Source organism: Variovorax sp. V93, assembly GCF_041154485.1.
In the GTDB taxonomy this organism is placed as follows: Bacteria; Pseudomonadota; Gammaproteobacteria; order Burkholderiales; family Burkholderiaceae_C; genus Variovorax; species Variovorax beijingensis_A.
This window is the reverse complement of the sequence record NZ_AP028670.1, coordinates 1,114,042-1,129,901: the sequence shown is the minus strand read 5'-3', so window position 1 is coordinate 1,129,901 and position 15,860 is coordinate 1,114,042. Positions and strand designations below refer to the sequence as shown.

14 protein-coding genes are annotated in these 15,860 nt (G+C 63.1%); 3 read left to right on the top strand and 11 right to left on the bottom strand.

The features are described 5' to 3' along the window. Positions 1 to 9: 9 nt before the first annotated feature. Both ACAM54_RS31365 and ACAM54_RS31360 read right to left on the bottom strand, forming a co-directional pair. Positions 10 to 393: a hypothetical protein gene (locus ACAM54_RS31365; protein ID WP_369651121.1), complete on the bottom strand. Its 384-nt coding sequence runs from the start codon at positions 391 to 393 to the stop codon at positions 10 to 12. A 116-nt stretch (positions 394 to 509) separates the two neighbouring features. Then, positions 510 to 929 (bottom strand): hypothetical protein, encoded by a 420-nt coding sequence (locus ACAM54_RS31360; protein WP_369651122.1) that lies wholly within the window; start codon positions 927 to 929, stop codon positions 510 to 512. Between the two features lie 332 nt (positions 930 to 1,261). On the opposite strand from ACAM54_RS31360, the gene ACAM54_RS31355 reads away from it, so the two are divergent. Together ACAM54_RS31355 and ACAM54_RS31350 are read left to right on the top strand one after the other, a co-directional pair. Beyond that, entirely contained in the window at positions 1,262 to 2,251 is a 990-nt protein-coding gene (locus ACAM54_RS31355; protein WP_209536954.1) for a tripartite tricarboxylate transporter substrate binding protein, read from the top strand. 30 nt (positions 2,252 to 2,281) lie between these two features. Further along, positions 2,282 to 2,938 carry a flavin reductase family protein gene (locus ACAM54_RS31350; RefSeq protein WP_369651123.1) on the top strand — a complete coding sequence of 219 codons (657 nt, stop codon included), beginning with the start codon at positions 2,282 to 2,284 and terminating at the stop codon, positions 2,936 to 2,938. Positions 2,939 to 3,126: 188 nt separating this feature from the next. Here the strand turns inward: ACAM54_RS31350 and ACAM54_RS31345 are convergent, their stop codons facing one another. Then, positions 3,127 to 4,671: a class I adenylate-forming enzyme family protein gene (locus tag ACAM54_RS31345; protein WP_369651124.1), complete on the bottom strand. Its 1,545-nt coding sequence runs from the start codon at positions 4,669 to 4,671 to the stop codon at positions 3,127 to 3,129. Between the two features lie 191 nt (positions 4,672 to 4,862). On the opposite strand from ACAM54_RS31345, the gene ACAM54_RS31340 reads away from it, so the two are divergent. Next, positions 4,863 to 5,561: a TetR/AcrR family transcriptional regulator gene (locus ACAM54_RS31340; RefSeq protein WP_369651125.1), complete on the top strand. Its 699-nt coding sequence runs from the start codon at positions 4,863 to 4,865 to the stop codon at positions 5,559 to 5,561. 49 nt (positions 5,562 to 5,610) lie between these two features. Here ACAM54_RS31340 and ACAM54_RS31335 read toward each other — a convergent pair whose 3' ends face one another. The 8 genes from ACAM54_RS31335 to ACAM54_RS31300 form a co-directional block, all read right to left on the bottom strand. Further along, positions 5,611 to 6,831, bottom strand: coding sequence for an acyl-CoA dehydrogenase family protein (locus ACAM54_RS31335; RefSeq protein WP_369651126.1), 1,221 nt, complete (start codon positions 6,829 to 6,831; stop codon positions 5,611 to 5,613). 42 nt (positions 6,832 to 6,873) lie between these two features. After that, positions 6,874 to 7,950, bottom strand: coding sequence for a phosphotransferase (locus ACAM54_RS31330; protein WP_369651127.1), 1,077 nt, complete (start codon positions 7,948 to 7,950; stop codon positions 6,874 to 6,876). Between the two features lie 130 nt (positions 7,951 to 8,080). Next, positions 8,081 to 9,058, bottom strand: a complete 978-nt coding sequence (locus tag ACAM54_RS31325) for a Bug family tripartite tricarboxylate transporter substrate binding protein (protein ID WP_369651128.1) — start codon at positions 9,056 to 9,058, stop codon at positions 8,081 to 8,083. A 476-nt stretch (positions 9,059 to 9,534) separates the two neighbouring features. Continuing rightward, entirely contained in the window at positions 9,535 to 10,251 is a 717-nt protein-coding gene (locus ACAM54_RS31320) for a nitroreductase (protein ID WP_369651129.1), read from the bottom strand. Between the two features lie 121 nt (positions 10,252 to 10,372). Beyond that, positions 10,373 to 12,046, bottom strand: coding sequence for a CocE/NonD family hydrolase (locus ACAM54_RS31315; protein WP_369651867.1), 1,674 nt, complete (start codon positions 12,044 to 12,046; stop codon positions 10,373 to 10,375). 35 nt (positions 12,047 to 12,081) lie between these two features. After that, the gene (locus ACAM54_RS31310) at positions 12,082 to 13,245 is read right to left on the bottom strand and encodes an acyl-CoA dehydrogenase family protein (RefSeq protein WP_369651130.1); all 1,164 of its coding nucleotides are present in this window, start codon (positions 13,243 to 13,245) and stop codon (positions 12,082 to 12,084) included. Between the two features lie 40 nt (positions 13,246 to 13,285). Beyond that, positions 13,286 to 13,705 carry a PaaI family thioesterase gene (locus ACAM54_RS31305; protein WP_369651131.1) on the bottom strand — a complete coding sequence of 140 codons (420 nt, stop codon included), beginning with the start codon at positions 13,703 to 13,705 and terminating at the stop codon, positions 13,286 to 13,288. A gap of 15 nt (positions 13,706 to 13,720) precedes the next feature. Then, positions 13,721 to 15,841, bottom strand: a complete 2,121-nt coding sequence (locus tag ACAM54_RS31300) for a 3-hydroxyacyl-CoA dehydrogenase NAD-binding domain-containing protein (protein ID WP_369651132.1) — start codon at positions 15,839 to 15,841, stop codon at positions 13,721 to 13,723. Positions 15,842 to 15,860 lie beyond the last annotated feature (19 nt).

Below are 15,860 nucleotides of genomic sequence, written 5' to 3'. Positions count from 1 at the left end.
CTCCGGCGTTCAGCGCAAGGTGACACCGTCGGCGATGCCCGCCTGGCGCGTGGGGAGCACCCCGTGGATGCCGTACTGCGCGGGCACCCGGCTGTTGACGAAGGCCTCGACATAGAGGTTCTGGGCCGGCGCGTGAGCGAGTGCGCGGGCTTCGGCCTGCACTGCCGAGCGGTCGAGCGGGGAGGGCAGCGCCGCAACCACACCTGAGGAGGCGCCATCGGCATAGGGATCTGCGGAGTGCGCGGCCGCGACGGCCTGCGCGCGAACGTCGCTGCGGCTGAGCGTCGAGTGCGTCTGCAACACGCCTTGGTATTCCTCGGCATGGGCTTGCGCTCCAACGAGAGCGGCAAGGACCGAGAACGAGGCAGCACTGGCAATGCGAGAGAACTTCATGGTGATTCCTTGGTAGTGAAGTGAGCTTGGGTAGGGAGCGAATGAATTGTTCGCTGCGCCCTCCCCTTCCGGCGCACATTGCGTATGCCTGTGTGTCGGCCCTGGAATTGCACACACTACGTTTCCAAGTCGTCGAGACAGGGCCGGACATTCAGCCGGCCGACGCGCGCTCCATCGGACTTCGCCAGCGCTTCTTCGAGAAAGTCCAGGCGGTCCTGTCCCCAGAAGAGCCAGGCTTGCAGGATCTCGGCGAGTGTCTGCGGACTCGAGATGTCCAGGTCGGCACACCATTGGGCGTGCAGGATGGCCTTGTAGAGCGGCACGACGTCGTGGCCCGCAGCGCCTGCCGCGATGACGATGCATGAAGCCAGAGTCGCATCGGGGAACATGAACTTCGGTTGCGGGTTCACATGCATGCCAAGGCGCCGGCACCAGCGCCGCAGTTCCGCCACCCGGGAGGCCTGCCGCTCGGGCGCGCGCAGCGGCAGCAGCACGCCGCCCGTGCACGCGTACACCGCCGGCAGGTCCACGAGCATGTAGCGGAAGTCGAGTGTCGGCCGCCCAGGGTTTGCCCGGATCTCACGGAAGAGCTTCTTGTTGACAGGTGGCTGGCGGTGACATAGTCTTCGTTTACTAAACGGTCGTTTTACAAATGCCGCAAGTGCCCCGCTCCGTGCCCGCAGCAGCTATCTCTTTGCCCGCGCAACAGTCGGCCGGTTGATGCGCTACCGGAAGTCATTGCTGCGCCCCAGTGCGATTGGAGACGTCTTGATGGGTTCGAAGTTGTCCACGCCATCACCGATGTGTATGCATGAATCTTTTATTCACAACACTTCGCCGGCTTTCTGACCGGCGCACGGAGACAAACATGAAAACTCTGACTCGCAGATTCTTTGATGCCGCTCTTGTCGCGGTCGCGCTTTGCGGCTGCGCTGCCGCGGCCGCGCAGCCCTATCCGAACAAAGCCATCTTGGTAAAAGTCGCTTACCCGGCTGGGTTCGGCGTCGACGCTTCGGTACGGCCGTCCACGCCCGTTCTGCAGCGCGCCCTCGGGCAGACCCTCGTGATCGAAAACATGCCCGGGGCGAACGGCTCCATCGCAGCGATGAACGTGTTGAACGCCGCGCCCGACGGATACACGCTGCTCGCCACTGCCGGTCCGGATCTGGTGGTGGCGCCGCTCACTCTCGCTTCGGCGAAGTACGCGTCCGACAGCTTCAAGCTCATCGGTTCATTCGGGAGCGCGGACATGGTCCTCGTCAGCCATCCCGACCGCCCTTTCAACAACCTCGGCGCGCTCCTCGAGCAGATGCAAAAGCCGGGCGCGAAGGAGTTGTCCATTGCGCACTGGGGCCAGGGCACCCTCGCTCATCTTGCGGCCGCCGAATTGCAGGGGCGCGTCGGTGTCAAGCTGCTGGAGGTTCCGTACAAAGGCATCGCACCCATCGCCACGGCCGTGGGCGGCGGCGAAGTCGACCTCGCATTTGTTCCTCTCGCGGGACCGATCCTGGGAATGATCCAGACGGGGCGGATCAAGGCCATCGCCATCGCGAGCACGAAGCGACATCCGCTCCTGCCGGACCTCGCGACGCTGAGCGAGCACGCACGGTTCAAGAACTTCGAATTCGGCATCTGGACGGGCTTGTTCGCGCCCGCGCGCGCACCCGATGCCGTCGTCGCACGCCTGAGCAAGGCCTTCCACGAGTGGAACGAGAGTCCGGAATTCGTCGCGCTTGCGACGGCACAGGGCTTGCGCAAGCTGGACTCCATGACGCCGCAGCAGGCAGCGGCCTTCTTGCGTACAGAGAGCGACAAGTTCGTCAGCATCGCGAAGACCCTCAATCTGGTGGCGCAATAGCGCTGCCGCGCGGAAAAGCAGGCCCATACGATGACAGTTCGAGACTTTCACTACTACGAGCCCGCCAAGGGCCACGGGTTGAGCCACAACCCGCTCAATGCGCTGGTGGCCCCGCGGCCCATCGGCTGGATCTCGTCGCGCGACGCACAGGGGCGGGTCAATCTCGCGCCCTACAGTTTCTTCAACGCGTTCAACTACGACCCACCGATCATCGGGTTTTCTTCGATCGCCTGGAAAGACAGCGTTCAAAACGCGTCGGAAACGCGGGAGTTCACCTGGAACCTGGTCACCCGCGAGCTGGGTGATCAGATGAACCAGACCTCAGCACCGCTTCCGCACGGCGAGGACGAGTTTCCGCTCGCCGGCCTCACGGCCGTGCCGGGTCGCATGGTCAACGTCCCGCGGGTGGGCGAAAGCCGCGCAGCCATGGAATGCAAGGTGATCGACATCGTGCAGTTCCGGAACACCGATGGCGACAAGGTCAGTGGCTGGCTCGTATTGGGCGAGGTGGTGGCCGTATACATCGACAAGGCACTCCTCAAAGACGGCGTATATCAGACAGCCGAGGCCTATCCGATCATGCGGTCCGGCGGACTGAATGACTATGTCCAGGTCTCGCCAGACAGTGTCTTTCAGATCGCGCGGCTCGCCGGCGCCAGCAGCCCGTCGTCGCACGGCAAGGGATAGCAATACGCCAAGACGGCGCAGGCTGAGCGTACGGCAATCACACCGCTCGGCAGGCCATGACGGTCGCCGCGGGTTGCGCTGAGCAAACTCCATCTGAGCGCAGGTCAATCGCCAGCGGAGAGCCGTCTCGTTCAATCGAGCGCGCCCCACCGACCGCGTTGCTCAAGACCCAACCAGGCAGGCTCGAATCAAACCAGCGGCTTTGTGTGGGCTTTGGCAGCGGCAAGCCACTCCTCCCGCAACTGAGTCTTTTGGACTTTTCCGACGGCCGAGAGCGGTAGCGGCTTGCTGCGAATATCATAGCTGCGCGGCACCTTGTAGCCTGCTATCAGCGCGCGACAGTGCGTGTCCAAATCAGAAGGGCTCAGTGTCGAGCCGGCCCTCGGCACGACCACCGCATGAACCCGGTCCCCCCAGCGCTCATCGGGCAGACCTATCACAGCGCAAGCGTCGACGTTCGGGTGCGAAGCCAGGGCGTTCTCAACCTCGGCGCAATAGATGTTCTCGCCTCCGCTGATGATCATGTCCTTGATGCGGTCGATAACGTACAGGAAACCGTCTTCGTCCAGATAGCCTGCATCACCGGAGCAGAGCCACCCGTCCACAAGCGTCTTGGCTGTTTTCTCGGGCTCCCTCCAATAGCCGCGCATGACGGCCGGGCCGCGCATCTGGATCTCGCCGGTTTCTCCGGGACCGCATAGACGCGAGTTCGCATCCATGATGCGAATCTCGAAGCCCGGCATCACCTGCCCCGCGGACCCCAACTTGCCCGCTTTCGGGCCGCTCAAGACGTGGCGATCCGGGGCCAGCGTACTGCTCGCGCCGCACGCCTCGGTCATACCGTAGAACTGGTTGAAACGGGCATTCGGGAAGCCCTCCACCATTCGGGCAAGTAACGCCTGAGATATCGGCGCGGCGCCATACGCGATGGAGCGGATCTGCGATAGGAGTCGATCGTCGCGCTCCGGCGCGTCGAGAATCATCGCAGCCATCGTCGGGACGAGTTGAATGTGCGTGACGCCTTCTTCCCGGAGCCGCTGGTAGAACACTTCCGGGGTGAACTGATCGATGAAGCTGTGCGTGCCGCAGCCGAATGTCGCGGCCAACCCGTTCGCGAGATCCGCCAAATGGAACAGGGGTGTCGAATGAAGGTAGACGGTCTGGGGGTCGTGGCCGACCTCCCGCTGTACACCCATCGCACTGACAGTGAAATTCAGGTGTGTCAGCTCCACCCCTTTGGGCAGCCCTGTCGTTCCGCCGGTGTAGCAGATGCCGGCCAGCGCATGGAGATCTCCGCAAGCATCGTCTGTCGGTGGATGCTCGATCATCTGTGCGTACCGTTCACCATCCAAACAGACGAAGGCCTTCAGCAATGGCACCTCGCTTCCAATCCGGCTTCCGATCTCCTTGAAAGATTCATCTCCGAAAAGCAGCAACGACTGCGAGTGCTCCGTGATGTATCGGAGTTCGGGGTAGGCCAGGCGTGTGTTGAGAGGGACGATGACGCCGCCAGCCCACCAAATGGCCATCAACAGCTCGTAGTAGCGAGGCGAGTTTCTGCAAAGCGTTGCGACCCGATCGCCGGGCTTGACTCCCGCGGCCTTCAGTGCGCCCGCCATCGCGGACACGCGCCGAACGTGTTCTGGCCAAGTGCACCGCTCCTCACCGGTCGAAATTGCCAGTCCCTTGGGGTTGATGGTGGCTGCTCTGCGCAGCGCCGCCGTTGATGTCATTGAGGGCTCCTTGGCCGAAACATTGAACGAATGACCTTCCGGATCCGGCTTCGCATGATCCGCACGATGCAATTAGACGGCAGTGGCGCTTAAAAGTAAATCCTCATTCAGTTCTGGAAAACCCTATGCGACTCTTCTCCAGCAAGGCTAGTTCTGGACATAAAGCTAAGCTGACCTTACATTCAGCTCCAATGCAGACCGAATCCCCCCCCGCCCGACGCAAGCGCGCAACCCACAAAGGAGACGCCACTCGGGAGGCGATCAAACAGGCCGCCAAACGAACGATCGCGATCGACGGCTTCGCTGCCGCTACGATTGCGGACATCATGGCGCAGGCAGACCGCTCGCCCGGCGCGTTTTATCTGTACTTCAAGACCAAAGAACAAGTGCTGCAGGAACTGTTGGAAGACTTCCGGCAGCGGCTCAAGGATGAAGTCAACCGGCCCATCAGCGAGGCCGAAGGCCCCCTCGAGAATCTCACGTCGCGATTGACCGCTTTCTGGAGAATCTATCGGGAAGACTGGCCAATCGCCACGGCGGCCTTCCAGATGGCCATGATCGACCAGCAGTTCTCTCGCGCCTGGCGAAACGTCCGCCAGCAGGGCATACGCGGACTCTCCGTCATGATTCAACTCGCGCAGAAAGAAGGCTACAGCCCGGGCATGGACACCGAACTCGCAGCCTCGGCGCTCTGCTCGATGCTCGAGTACACCTGCTACAACTGGACGGCGAAAGGCGGTGACTTCCCGGACCGCTTCATTGACGATGCCACTGCGATCAACGTCCTCACCGAGCTCTTTGTGCATGCCGTGGGCTGGCAATCGCTTACCAACGCAGACTACGCCGCAGCCAAGCAAACTTTGAGCTCACGGCAGGAATCGGCCGGATGACCATCTCGCTGGTCGAACGCAGAAGGGCCGCATCGCTCTTGCGCTGATCTCAGCGCGAGACATACTTGTTGAGTTCGATCTTCGCGACCGCGTTGCGGTGGACCTCGTCCGGACCATCTGCAATCCGCACTGAACGCGCCGCGCTGTAGCTTTGCGCCAGCGGAAAATCCTCGCTAAGGCCGGCGCTGCCGTGCAGTTGGATTGCCCAATCGATGACGTCGCAGGCCATCTGCGGCGCGACGACCTTGATCATCGCAATTTCCGCCTGCGCGGCCTTGTTGCCCGCGACATCCATCATCCATGCAGATTTGAGCGTCAACAGGCGCGCCATGTCGATCTTGCAGCGCGCCTCGGCGATGCGCTCACGGGTCACACCCTGATCGGACAGTGGCCGGCCGAAGGCGATGCGGGCCGTCGCGCGTTGGCACATCATCTCCAGTGCCCGCTCCGCGAGGCCGATCAGGCGCATGCAGTGGTGGATGCGTCCGGGGCCAAGGCGGCCCTGCGCAATCTCGAAGCCTCGCCCCTCGCCAAGCAGCATGTTCGACGCGGGAACCCGGACGTTCTCGAAGACCATTTCCACGTGACCTTGCGGTGCGTCGTCGTAACCAAACACTTGCAGCGAACGCACCACCTTCACGCCCGGGGCATCGCTTGGAACGAAGATCATCGACTGCTGGGTATGACGCGGCGCATCGGGGTCCGACTTCCCCATGAAGATGATGACCGCGCAGCGCGGGTCGGCAGGCCCGGAGGTGAACCACTTCCGCCCGTTCAGGAGGTAGTGGTCGCCGTCGCGCTCGATCCGGGACTCGATGTTGGTGGCGTCCGACGACGCAACGCCTGGTTCGGTCATTGCAAACGCGCTTCGAATCTCGCCCGCGAGCAGGGGCTCGAGCCACTGCTTTTTTTGCTCCGGCGTGCCGTAGCGAGCGATGATTTCCATGTTGCCGGTGTCAGGTGCCGAGCAATTGAAGACTTCACTCGCCCACACGACGCGGCCCATCATTTCGGCGAGAGGCGCGTATTCCTGGTTGGTGAGGCCCGCTCCGTATTCGCTCTCGGGCAGGAACAGATTCCATAGTCGGGCATCGCGCGCCTTGGACTTGAGCGTCTCGATGATCTGCAACGGGGCGTAGCGTTTATCTGCTGCGGCGTTCGCCCGCAGTTCATCGAGTACCGCGGTCTCGGCCGGATAGATGTGCTCGTCCATGAAGGCGTGCAGCCGATTCTGCAGCTCGATAGTTCGCGGCGAGTAGTTGAAGTCCATGCTCTTGTCCCCTTTGAATTGAGAAATGGCGCGCCGTGCCCGTCACCCCGCCTGCGCGAATTGCCAGCCAAGCGCGGCCATGCGCTTTGCACCCGATCCGGCCTGCGCAGCCTGCGTGTTCGACGCCGTGCCGTCGAGCGCACGCTTGGCGATGCCTTGCATGATGGCGGCGGCGCGAAACATGTTGTAGGCGAGGTAGAAGTTCCAATCCGCCATCACGGCATCGACGTCACCGCGCCGGGTGCGTTCGCAATAGCGCCGCACGTAGTCGCGCTCCGACGGGATGCCGAGCGCAGCGATGTCCAGATGGTCGATGCCGGGCGCAGCCCCACTCGCGATGTGCCATGCCATGCAGAGGTAGCTGAAATCGCCAAGGGGATGACCGAGCGTCGAAAGCTCCCAGTCCAGCACGGCGAGCACACGGGGCTCGGTCGGATGGAAGATCAGGTTGTCGAGCCTGAAGTCGCCGTGCACGATCGTGATCTGCGCTTCGTCCCGCGAGGCCGCCGGGATATGCGCCGGCAGCCACTGCATCAAGTCGTTCATCGAGTCGATCGGCTCGACGACCGAGGCGACGTACTGCTTGCTCCAGCGCCCGATCTGGCGCTCGAAATAGTTTCCCGGCTTCCCAAAGCTGGAAAGGCCGACCGCGTCGACGTCGACCGAGTGCAGCGCCGCGATGATGCGGTTCATTTCGTCGTAGATGGCACCTCGTTCTGCGTTGGTCATTCCCGGCAGCGACTGGTCCCATAGCACGCGGCCCTCGACGAACTCCATGATGTAGAAGGCCCGTCCGATGATGGACTCGTCTTCGCACAGCAGATACATCTGCGCGACCGGCACGTCGGTTGCTTGGAGCGCGCTCATGACTCGGTACTCGCGTTCGATCGCATGCGCCGATGGAAGCAACTTCACTGCAGGTCCGGGCTTCGCGCGCATCACATAGGCCTTGCCCGGCGTGACGAGTTTGTATGTCGGGTTCGACTGCCCCCCTTTGAACTGCTCGACCGTCAGCGGCCCGGCGAAACCGTCGAGGCGTCCAGTGAGAAAGCGCTCCAGCGCGACGACGTCGAACGCATGCCGCTCGATGACGGCCTTTGTCCCGCTAAATGGGTCCATGGTGTGAGATCGGTTCGTTGATGTTTTTGCTGACTCGGCCCGCCATCAGCGGGCACTTCTCGTTTCGCGGGGCGCGACGCCAGGCCCCGACCTCCGAGGAAGGCCCTGGGTCATCGCCTGCGCCACGCGGTCATTCCAGCCGCAAGTTGGCGGCTTTGATCAGCTCGCGGTAGTACTCGGAGTCTTGCCGGACGATGTGCGCAAAAGCCTCTGGCGTGCCGCCGGCCGGGCTTGCACCTCCTTGCGCAAGCCACGACACCAATGCGGGATTGCTCAACGCAGCGGTGACGTCCTTGGCGATCTTGTCGACGATGGACTTTGGCGTTTTCGCCGGTGCGAACAGCCCCATCCATTGGGCGCGCGAGAAACCTTGCAGCCCCGACTCCTCCAAGGTGGGCACTTGTGGCAATACCGGGGAGCGCGTCGGACCCGCCGCACCAATGACTAAGATCTTGCCGGTCTCCAGCCCAATGCGAGCAATGGCGTAGGGCACCATGGCGGAGTCGAGGTCACCGGCGATCATGGTCTGCACGGCGACCCCCATTCCCTTGAAGGGAACGTGCGTGATGTCGACTTGCGCCTTGCGCTGCAGGGAGTTCAGGAGCAAGTGTCCCGTGGATGCGTTTCCCCACGATCCGAAGGAAAGCTTTCCGGGCTTGCGGCGCGCCAGGTCAATGAACTCCGCCGGCGTGGTGACGCCAAGGGTCTTGGTGACGACCAGGTACAAGGGCTCAGTGGAAACTTGAACGACCGGGGCCAGATCGGCCAGCGTGTCGAAAGGCATCTTCGCGCGAAGATGGGGATTCTGGACGATCGACAGAATACCCAGCAGGATCGTGTAGCCGTCGGGCTTGGCACGCGCGACTTCTCCGGTCCCGATGATCGAGTCGGCACCAGGCTTGTTGTCCACGATCACAGGCTGACCCCATACCTCTGAAAGGGCGCGCGCCAGGGGGCGTGCCGCAGCATCAACGCCGCCCCCTGCATCGTATGGCACGACAAGCCGTACTGGGCGGTTGGGATATTCCGGCTCTGCCCGTGCCGCACGATGAGCCAGCATGGGAAGGGAAGCAAGGCCGAGATTTATCTGTCTACGGTTCAGCATCATTAACGCTCCAGAAAAGGCGGCAGACGCCGCAAGACTTATTGCCCGCTGCAGTGCAAGTTCAGTGTGAGCACCGTCAGGTGTCGCACAACGTAGCCATCCGCTAAAACGTAAGTGCAAGTCAGGTCTCGATGCTTGATCGTCAGAAGCCAACTCCACTCGTGCATGAATTACACGGCAACCGACCATAAAAGTAAATCGACATTCAGTTATCGCTAACCCTAACGCCGGATGCGAGGCGCTGGCGAACTCCGCTCACCCAGGGGATGGGTTGGCCGGAACGTTTGCGCTGTGGGAAGGTCCGTCAGCGCACATAGGGACATAGGTGCGCAGACCCTGAACGAGACAGGACATGGACGCCGGCTGCAGCGCGGCGTTGTACGGGTTCGCGGGAAGCAGCTTGCTTCTGAAAGCGTGCAAGGACGCGTTGCCCCTTTTCGAAATGGCCGGGAGCTCGGCCGTTCGCCGAACTCGTCGGACTATCGGCTCTGGCCGGGCAATTCGATGAACTTCGCGAATTCCGCCACCGGTGCGCGCTCGCTGACCAGCGCATTGACGGGCGCAGCAACGTCCTCATACCCCATCGACATGCCGCACACGAGCGTCTCGCCCGCTGGCGCCCCGATGTGCTCCATGACGATGCGATGAAATTTCAGGAAAGCTCCCTGCGGGCAGGTGTGCAATCCGCGCGCACGCGCGGCCACCATCACGCTCTGCAAGAACATGCCGTAGTCGAGCCAGCTCGCGCGGGGCATGATGCGGTCAATCGTGAACATCAGCCCGACGGGAGCACCAAAAAAATCATAGTTGCGGCCGCGCTGCGCGTGCATTTCTGCGCTGTCGCCCTTCGCGATATCGAGGAGGCTGTACATGTCCCAGCCGACCTTGCGCCGTCGATCGATGTAGGGCGAAACCCATTCGGTCGGGTGACTGGAGACCTCGTCCGTGTGCTGCGCCAGGCAGGCCGGGTCGTTGTACGCATCGAGGATCTTGCGCGACAGCCCTGCCTTCGCCTCGCCGCCCAGCACGTAGACTTTCCACGGCTGGATGTTCGTGCCAGACGGCGCTCGCGACGCGACTTCAAGGATGTCTTCCACCGTTCGGCGCGGGATCGGCGTCGGCAGGAAAGCGCGCACGGAGCGGCGCGAGGTGATCGCGAGGTCGACGGTGGCGATGGATTCAGTGCAGGGCGACATCGAATATTCCTAGAAAGTGAACGGCATGACGAGGCGCTTGCGACACGGATCGCCGGTGACGTCGGCGTGCCGCTGATAGGAACTCAGCCGCAGCGCGACGAGGAATCCACGTGCTTGGGCCTCAGTCATGCCCAATGGAAGGAATGACCGGCACGAGCAGATGCGAGTCAAAGTCCCCCCCGGTGTGAATGACGTGTTCTCCGCGGTTCGCGCTGATGGTGTGCTCCCAGGCCACGTGGGCATGCAGGTCGCTGCCGAGAACGGTCACGCGCAACTTTTCCCCTGCCTCGAACAGAACGCTTGCCGGCCACAGCTCGATTTCCACAGGAACGACTTCAGAGGGCTTCAGCTTGGCTTCCTTCTGGTGCTTGAGAACCGGCTGATGGGGTGTGGATCTCTCCATGTCGAGCTCGCGATGCGACACGCGCAGCCAGCCATAGGCGACGGGGCCATGGTCGAAGCCGCTTTGTGACGGGAAGTTCACCCGGTCGCCCGTGCGATCGAACTTGTCGATCACGACGAACAGCTCCATGTCATCGCTTCCGGCGGCCTCGACCCAGAGCTTCAGCTTGGTGTGGCCGGTCAGCTCCGTCTTCTGCGGGAACTTGATCTCGAAGACCGCGTTCTGGCTCTTGTCTCGCGGATCGTCGGCCTTGTACCGGCTCTGCGCGACCTCGCTCGAAGGCGAGGTGTTGAGCTCGTTCTTGCTCGCGTCCAGGAACAACTTGGTGTACTGCGTGCGGGCGAGCGGCCACTCGTTCTCCTGGCGGTAGTTGCCGACGTTGTACTTCTGGCGCACCTCCAGGTTGACCGCAGGCCAGTACTTCACTTCGTTGTCGATGCCCTTCAGGAACCTGTCGAAGAACTGCCTCTGCATGTCCACGTGGTCGTAGTAGTCGACCCACTTCTTGCGGCCATGGACCCTGAGCCACTTTTCCTTCGAAGAGATCTTCTTGAAGCCTTCGAATGTGCCTCGTGTATGCAGGCCGTGGTCCGACCAGCTCGCGACGACGAAGGCCGGGACCGTGATCTTCGATAGGTCGGCATTCTTGCTGGCCCAATAGTCGTCGAACAGCGGATGCTCCTTGGCCATCGCCAGCAGATCCTCCGCGCGCTTGCGGGGGCGGCACATCGTGCCCGGGAACATCGCGGTGAAATTGCTGCGGATCCCGCCATGGAAGACCAGTTCGCGATAGAAGTCGCTCACGCCTTCCCAGGGATTGATCGCCGCCAGGTGCGGGGGATTCATCGCGGCAATCTTCCACTGGCTCCAGCCCAGATAGGAGACGCCGTTCATGCCGACCTTGCCATTGCTCCAGGCCTGGGTTCCCGCCCATTCGACGACGTCGTAGCCGTCGAGCGCCTCTTGCGGGCTCATGAAGGTCAGGTCGCCCTCGGAACCCCAGGCACCGCGCGGATCGACATAGACGATGATGAAGCCATAGGGGCACCAATCCGCCGGGTCCGGTCCTTCGAAGCGGGCGTATTCCGAATGCAATGCCTTCGATCCGCCACAGCCCGGGAGCATCGCATAGTAGTCATCCGCGCCTTCGTGTTTGCCGTAAGGCGCCCACGCCAGCACCACCGGGTACTGTCCCTCTGCCTTGGGGCGGAAGATGTTGACGTAGATCTTCACGCCATCGCGCAGGGTGACCGGCACGTCGTACTCGCAGATCATGCCCAGCTTCTCGTCGACCCTGTACCCGGGCCGGAGTCCGGCGTATCCGCCTCCGGAGGGATGCTTGCCGCGAGTAAAGCGCAATTCGAAATCAGTCTTTTCCATCTTCAACTCCACCTTCAACGGTTTTTCCGAATGTCGACGTTGGGCGGTCAGCGCCCAGCCAGTCCCATCGCCCTGGAGATCACCTCTTTCATGATCTCGTTGGTGCCGCCGTAGATGCGATGCACGCGCGCGTCGGCGTAGGCACGGGTGATCGGGCAGTCCCACATGTAGCCGTAGCCGCCGTGCAGTTGCACGCATTCATCCAGGACCTTGCACTGCAAGTCCGTGGCCCAGTACTTGGCCATGCTGGCGGTCGCGGCGTCGAGCTTGTCCTCGCGCACCAGGTCCATGCACTTGTCGACGAATACGCGGGCGATCTGCACTTCGGTTTGCAATCCGGCGAGGACGAACCGGGTGTTCTGGTACTCGGCGACGGTGCGGCCGAACACCTTGCGGTCCTTGACGTATTGCACCGTCTGGTCGATCGCGGTCTGCGCAGTGGCCACGGCACTGATCGCGATCTGGGTGCGCTCCCAGGGCAGCTGCTCCATCAGGCAGGCAAAGCCCTTGTTCTCCAAGGCCTCGCCGCCCAGCAGGTTGCTGGCGGGAACGCTGACGTCGTCGAAGAACAATTCACCGGTGTCTTGCGCCTTCAGGCCCAGCTTCTTGAGCGGCTTGCCGTACGTCAGGCCCTTCATGCCGCGTTCGACCAGCAGGAGGCTCGTGCCCTTCGCGCCGGCCGCGGGGTTGGTCTTGGCAACGACAATGACCAGGTCCGTGTGCCAGCCGTTGGTGATGTACGTCTTCGTGCCGTTCAGCAAGTAGCTGCCGTCGGCTTGCTTGATCGCGGTGCTCTTGATGCCCTGCAGGTCGCTGCCGGCGTCCGGCTCGGTCATCGCGATGGCGCCGATGATCTCGCCACTCGCGAGCCTGGGCAGGAACCTCTTCTTCTGGTCTTGCGTGCCGTAGCGCAAGATGTACGGGCCGACGATCTCGCTGTGCAGGTTGAAGCCGATCCCGCTGTAGCCGCCTCGCGCCAGCTCTTCCATCTGGATTACCGAGTAGAGCTTGTCCGCACCGGAACCGCCATATTCCTCGGGCAGCGACATGCAAAGATAGCCGTTGTCCCCTGCCGTCTTCCAGACGCCGCGGTCGACGTAGCCTTGCTCTTCCCAGGCGGCGTGGTAAGGCGCCACTTCCTTGTCCAGAAAACGCCGGAAGCTGTCACGGAAAGCCTCATGCTCGGGGCTGAAGAGAGTGCGTTCAATCATCGGTCACCTATCGCTTCACGTTGATGGTTGGCGGAACGGCTCAGGCGGGCAGGCTGAACGTGCCCACCGCGGAAGCGACGTCCTTGCCCGAATCGGCCAACACCATCGAAACCTTGCAGAACGAAAGCGTGCGGCCCGACCGAACGATCTCTGCTTTGGCCAACAGGTCTTCCTGGCCGCCGCCACGCAGGAATGTGACGTGCAGATCCACCGTGGCCACGGGTCGGCGGCCACGGCCGTCGGTCCAGATGGCAAAGCACATGGCCGTGTCCGCCAGCGCCGCCAGCGCCTGACCGGCGTAGATGCCGCCTTCGCGACAGGCCATCGCCGTGGGCCGCATGCGCAGCGTCGCGCTCCCCTCCCCCAGGTGCTCCACGGTGAGGCCGAGCTCGCGCACGCAACCGGGCATGGACTCGGCCAGCACCTGGGCGCCTTGCTCGATGGTGAATTCGCCTGTCATGCCGACACCTTGGCCTCAATGCACATGGAACGTCTCGCCCGCTTCCGCGCGGCGACGCAATGACTGGGGGCTGCGGAAGCGGCGCCCGTGCCGCTCGGCCAGAACATCGCACTGGCGCACGAATTCAGCAAGACCCGTGTCGTCCACATGGGCGAGCACACCACCGCGCCAGGCCGGATAGCTCCAGCCGAGCACCGAAGCGAGGTCTATTTCCATCGCGTTGTCGGCGATGCCTTCGTCGATCGCATGGATGGTCTCCAGCGACTGCACATGCATCAGGCGTTGCACCACCTCGGTGACATCAGGCTGCTGGGGCAAGGGCGGGAACAGTTCGGTCAGTCCGGACCACAGCACCTTCCCGCTCTCGGGATAGTCATACACGCCGCCTTGTCCCTTGCGGCCCACACGCCCGGCTTCGACCAGCTTCTTCGCCGCGGCCAACGCGTTGTCGGATTCGCACGCCGTGCCGCGGCCCGCGCGCGCGACGCTGGAGAGGATGTCCGTCAACAGGTCGTAGGACGTGAGGTCGCCCATCGCCAACGGGCCGATCGGCATGCCGGCGATGAAGGCGGCGTTGTCGACCAGCGCTGGCGAGATGCCTTCGCCCAGCATGATCAGCGCTTCGCGGGTGTAGGCACTGACCACCCGCGAGGTATAGAAGCCCGGTCCGTCGTTCACCACGACAGCTGTCTTGCCCAGCAGCTTGACGAAGTCCAGCGCGTGCGCATGGGTGGTAGGCGATGTGTCGCTGCCGAGGATCACTTCCACCAGTTGCATGCGATCGACCGGCGCGAAGAAGTGCAGTCCGATGAAGTTGGCAGGCTGATCCACCCCCTCCGCGAGTGCATTGATCGACAGCGACGACGTGTTGGACGCAATCAGCACCTGCGGTCCCGCCGCCTCGTAGATCCTGCGGAACACCTGGGATTTCACCTCGGTCGATTCGACCACCGCCTCCACGACCAGGTCGCAACCGGCCAGTGCCGCCATGTCGCTGCCGGCCTCGAGCCGGGCAAGCGCTGCATCGCGCGCTTCCGGCGTCATCAGCTTGCGCTCGACGGCACCATCGAAGGTCTTGGCGATCCGCGCCTTGCCGCGCTGCGCCGCTTCGTCCGTCGTGTCGATGAGCACCGTCGCCAGTCCGGCACGGGCACACACCAGCGCGACGCCGCCGCCCATCAGGCCGGCGCCGATGACGCCGACGCGACGGGGCGCGAAGGTCGCCACGCCCGCAGGCCTGCGCTCGAGCTTGCGCGCAGCGTTCGCCGCCATGAAGGTGCTGCGAATGCGGTTCTTTGCCGACGGGGAGGTCGCCACCAGACCGAAGTAGCGGGCCTCGATCTCGAGCCCCGCGTCGATGCCGCGCTCCAGCCCTTGTGCCAGCACGTGCAACAGGGCACCGGGGGCCAGATCACCGGCCGGCGACTTGCCTCGGAGTTTGGGCCATCCGTAGAAGAAGAACCAGCGGCCTTCGCGCGACTGCGGATCGAAGTCACGGTAGCGGAAGCCCTTGGCATCCCATGGCTGCACGGCCTGAGGGTGCGCCAGGATCCAGGCCCGTGCGGTCTCGATCAGCTCATCGGCGGGCACGATGGCATCGATGATGCCCAGGGCCTTGGCTTCCTTCGCGTTGATCGCCTTTCCGTCGAGCATCAGCTTCGAGGCGGCGCCGATCCCGATCAAGCGCGGCAGGCGCTGCGTACCGCCCGCCCCCGGGATCAGACCGAGGGTCGACTCAGGCAACCCGACGCGCAGGCGCGGCTCATCGGCCGCGACGCGATAGTGGCAGGCGAGCGCGAGTTCGAGCCCTCCACCCAGCGCCGATCCGTTCAGCGCCGCCACGACCGGCTTGCCGCCGCGCTCCATCCGCCGCAGGCATGCGCCCACGTCGCGCACATTGGCAATGGCTTCTTCCGGCGTGCGCACGGCGTAGATCTCGTCGATGTCGCCACCTGCCAGAAAGTCCTTCTTGGCCGAGCTGATGACGATGCCTACCACTGCCGCGTCGGACAACGCCGCATCGACGGCCCGCACGAACGCGGCTCTCGCCTCGGCGTTCTTGACGTTGACCGGGCCGTTCGGGTTGTTCCAGACGATTTGAGCGATGCCATCGCTGCCAACAGAATAATCAATCACGTAATGCTCCTGTAGTGGT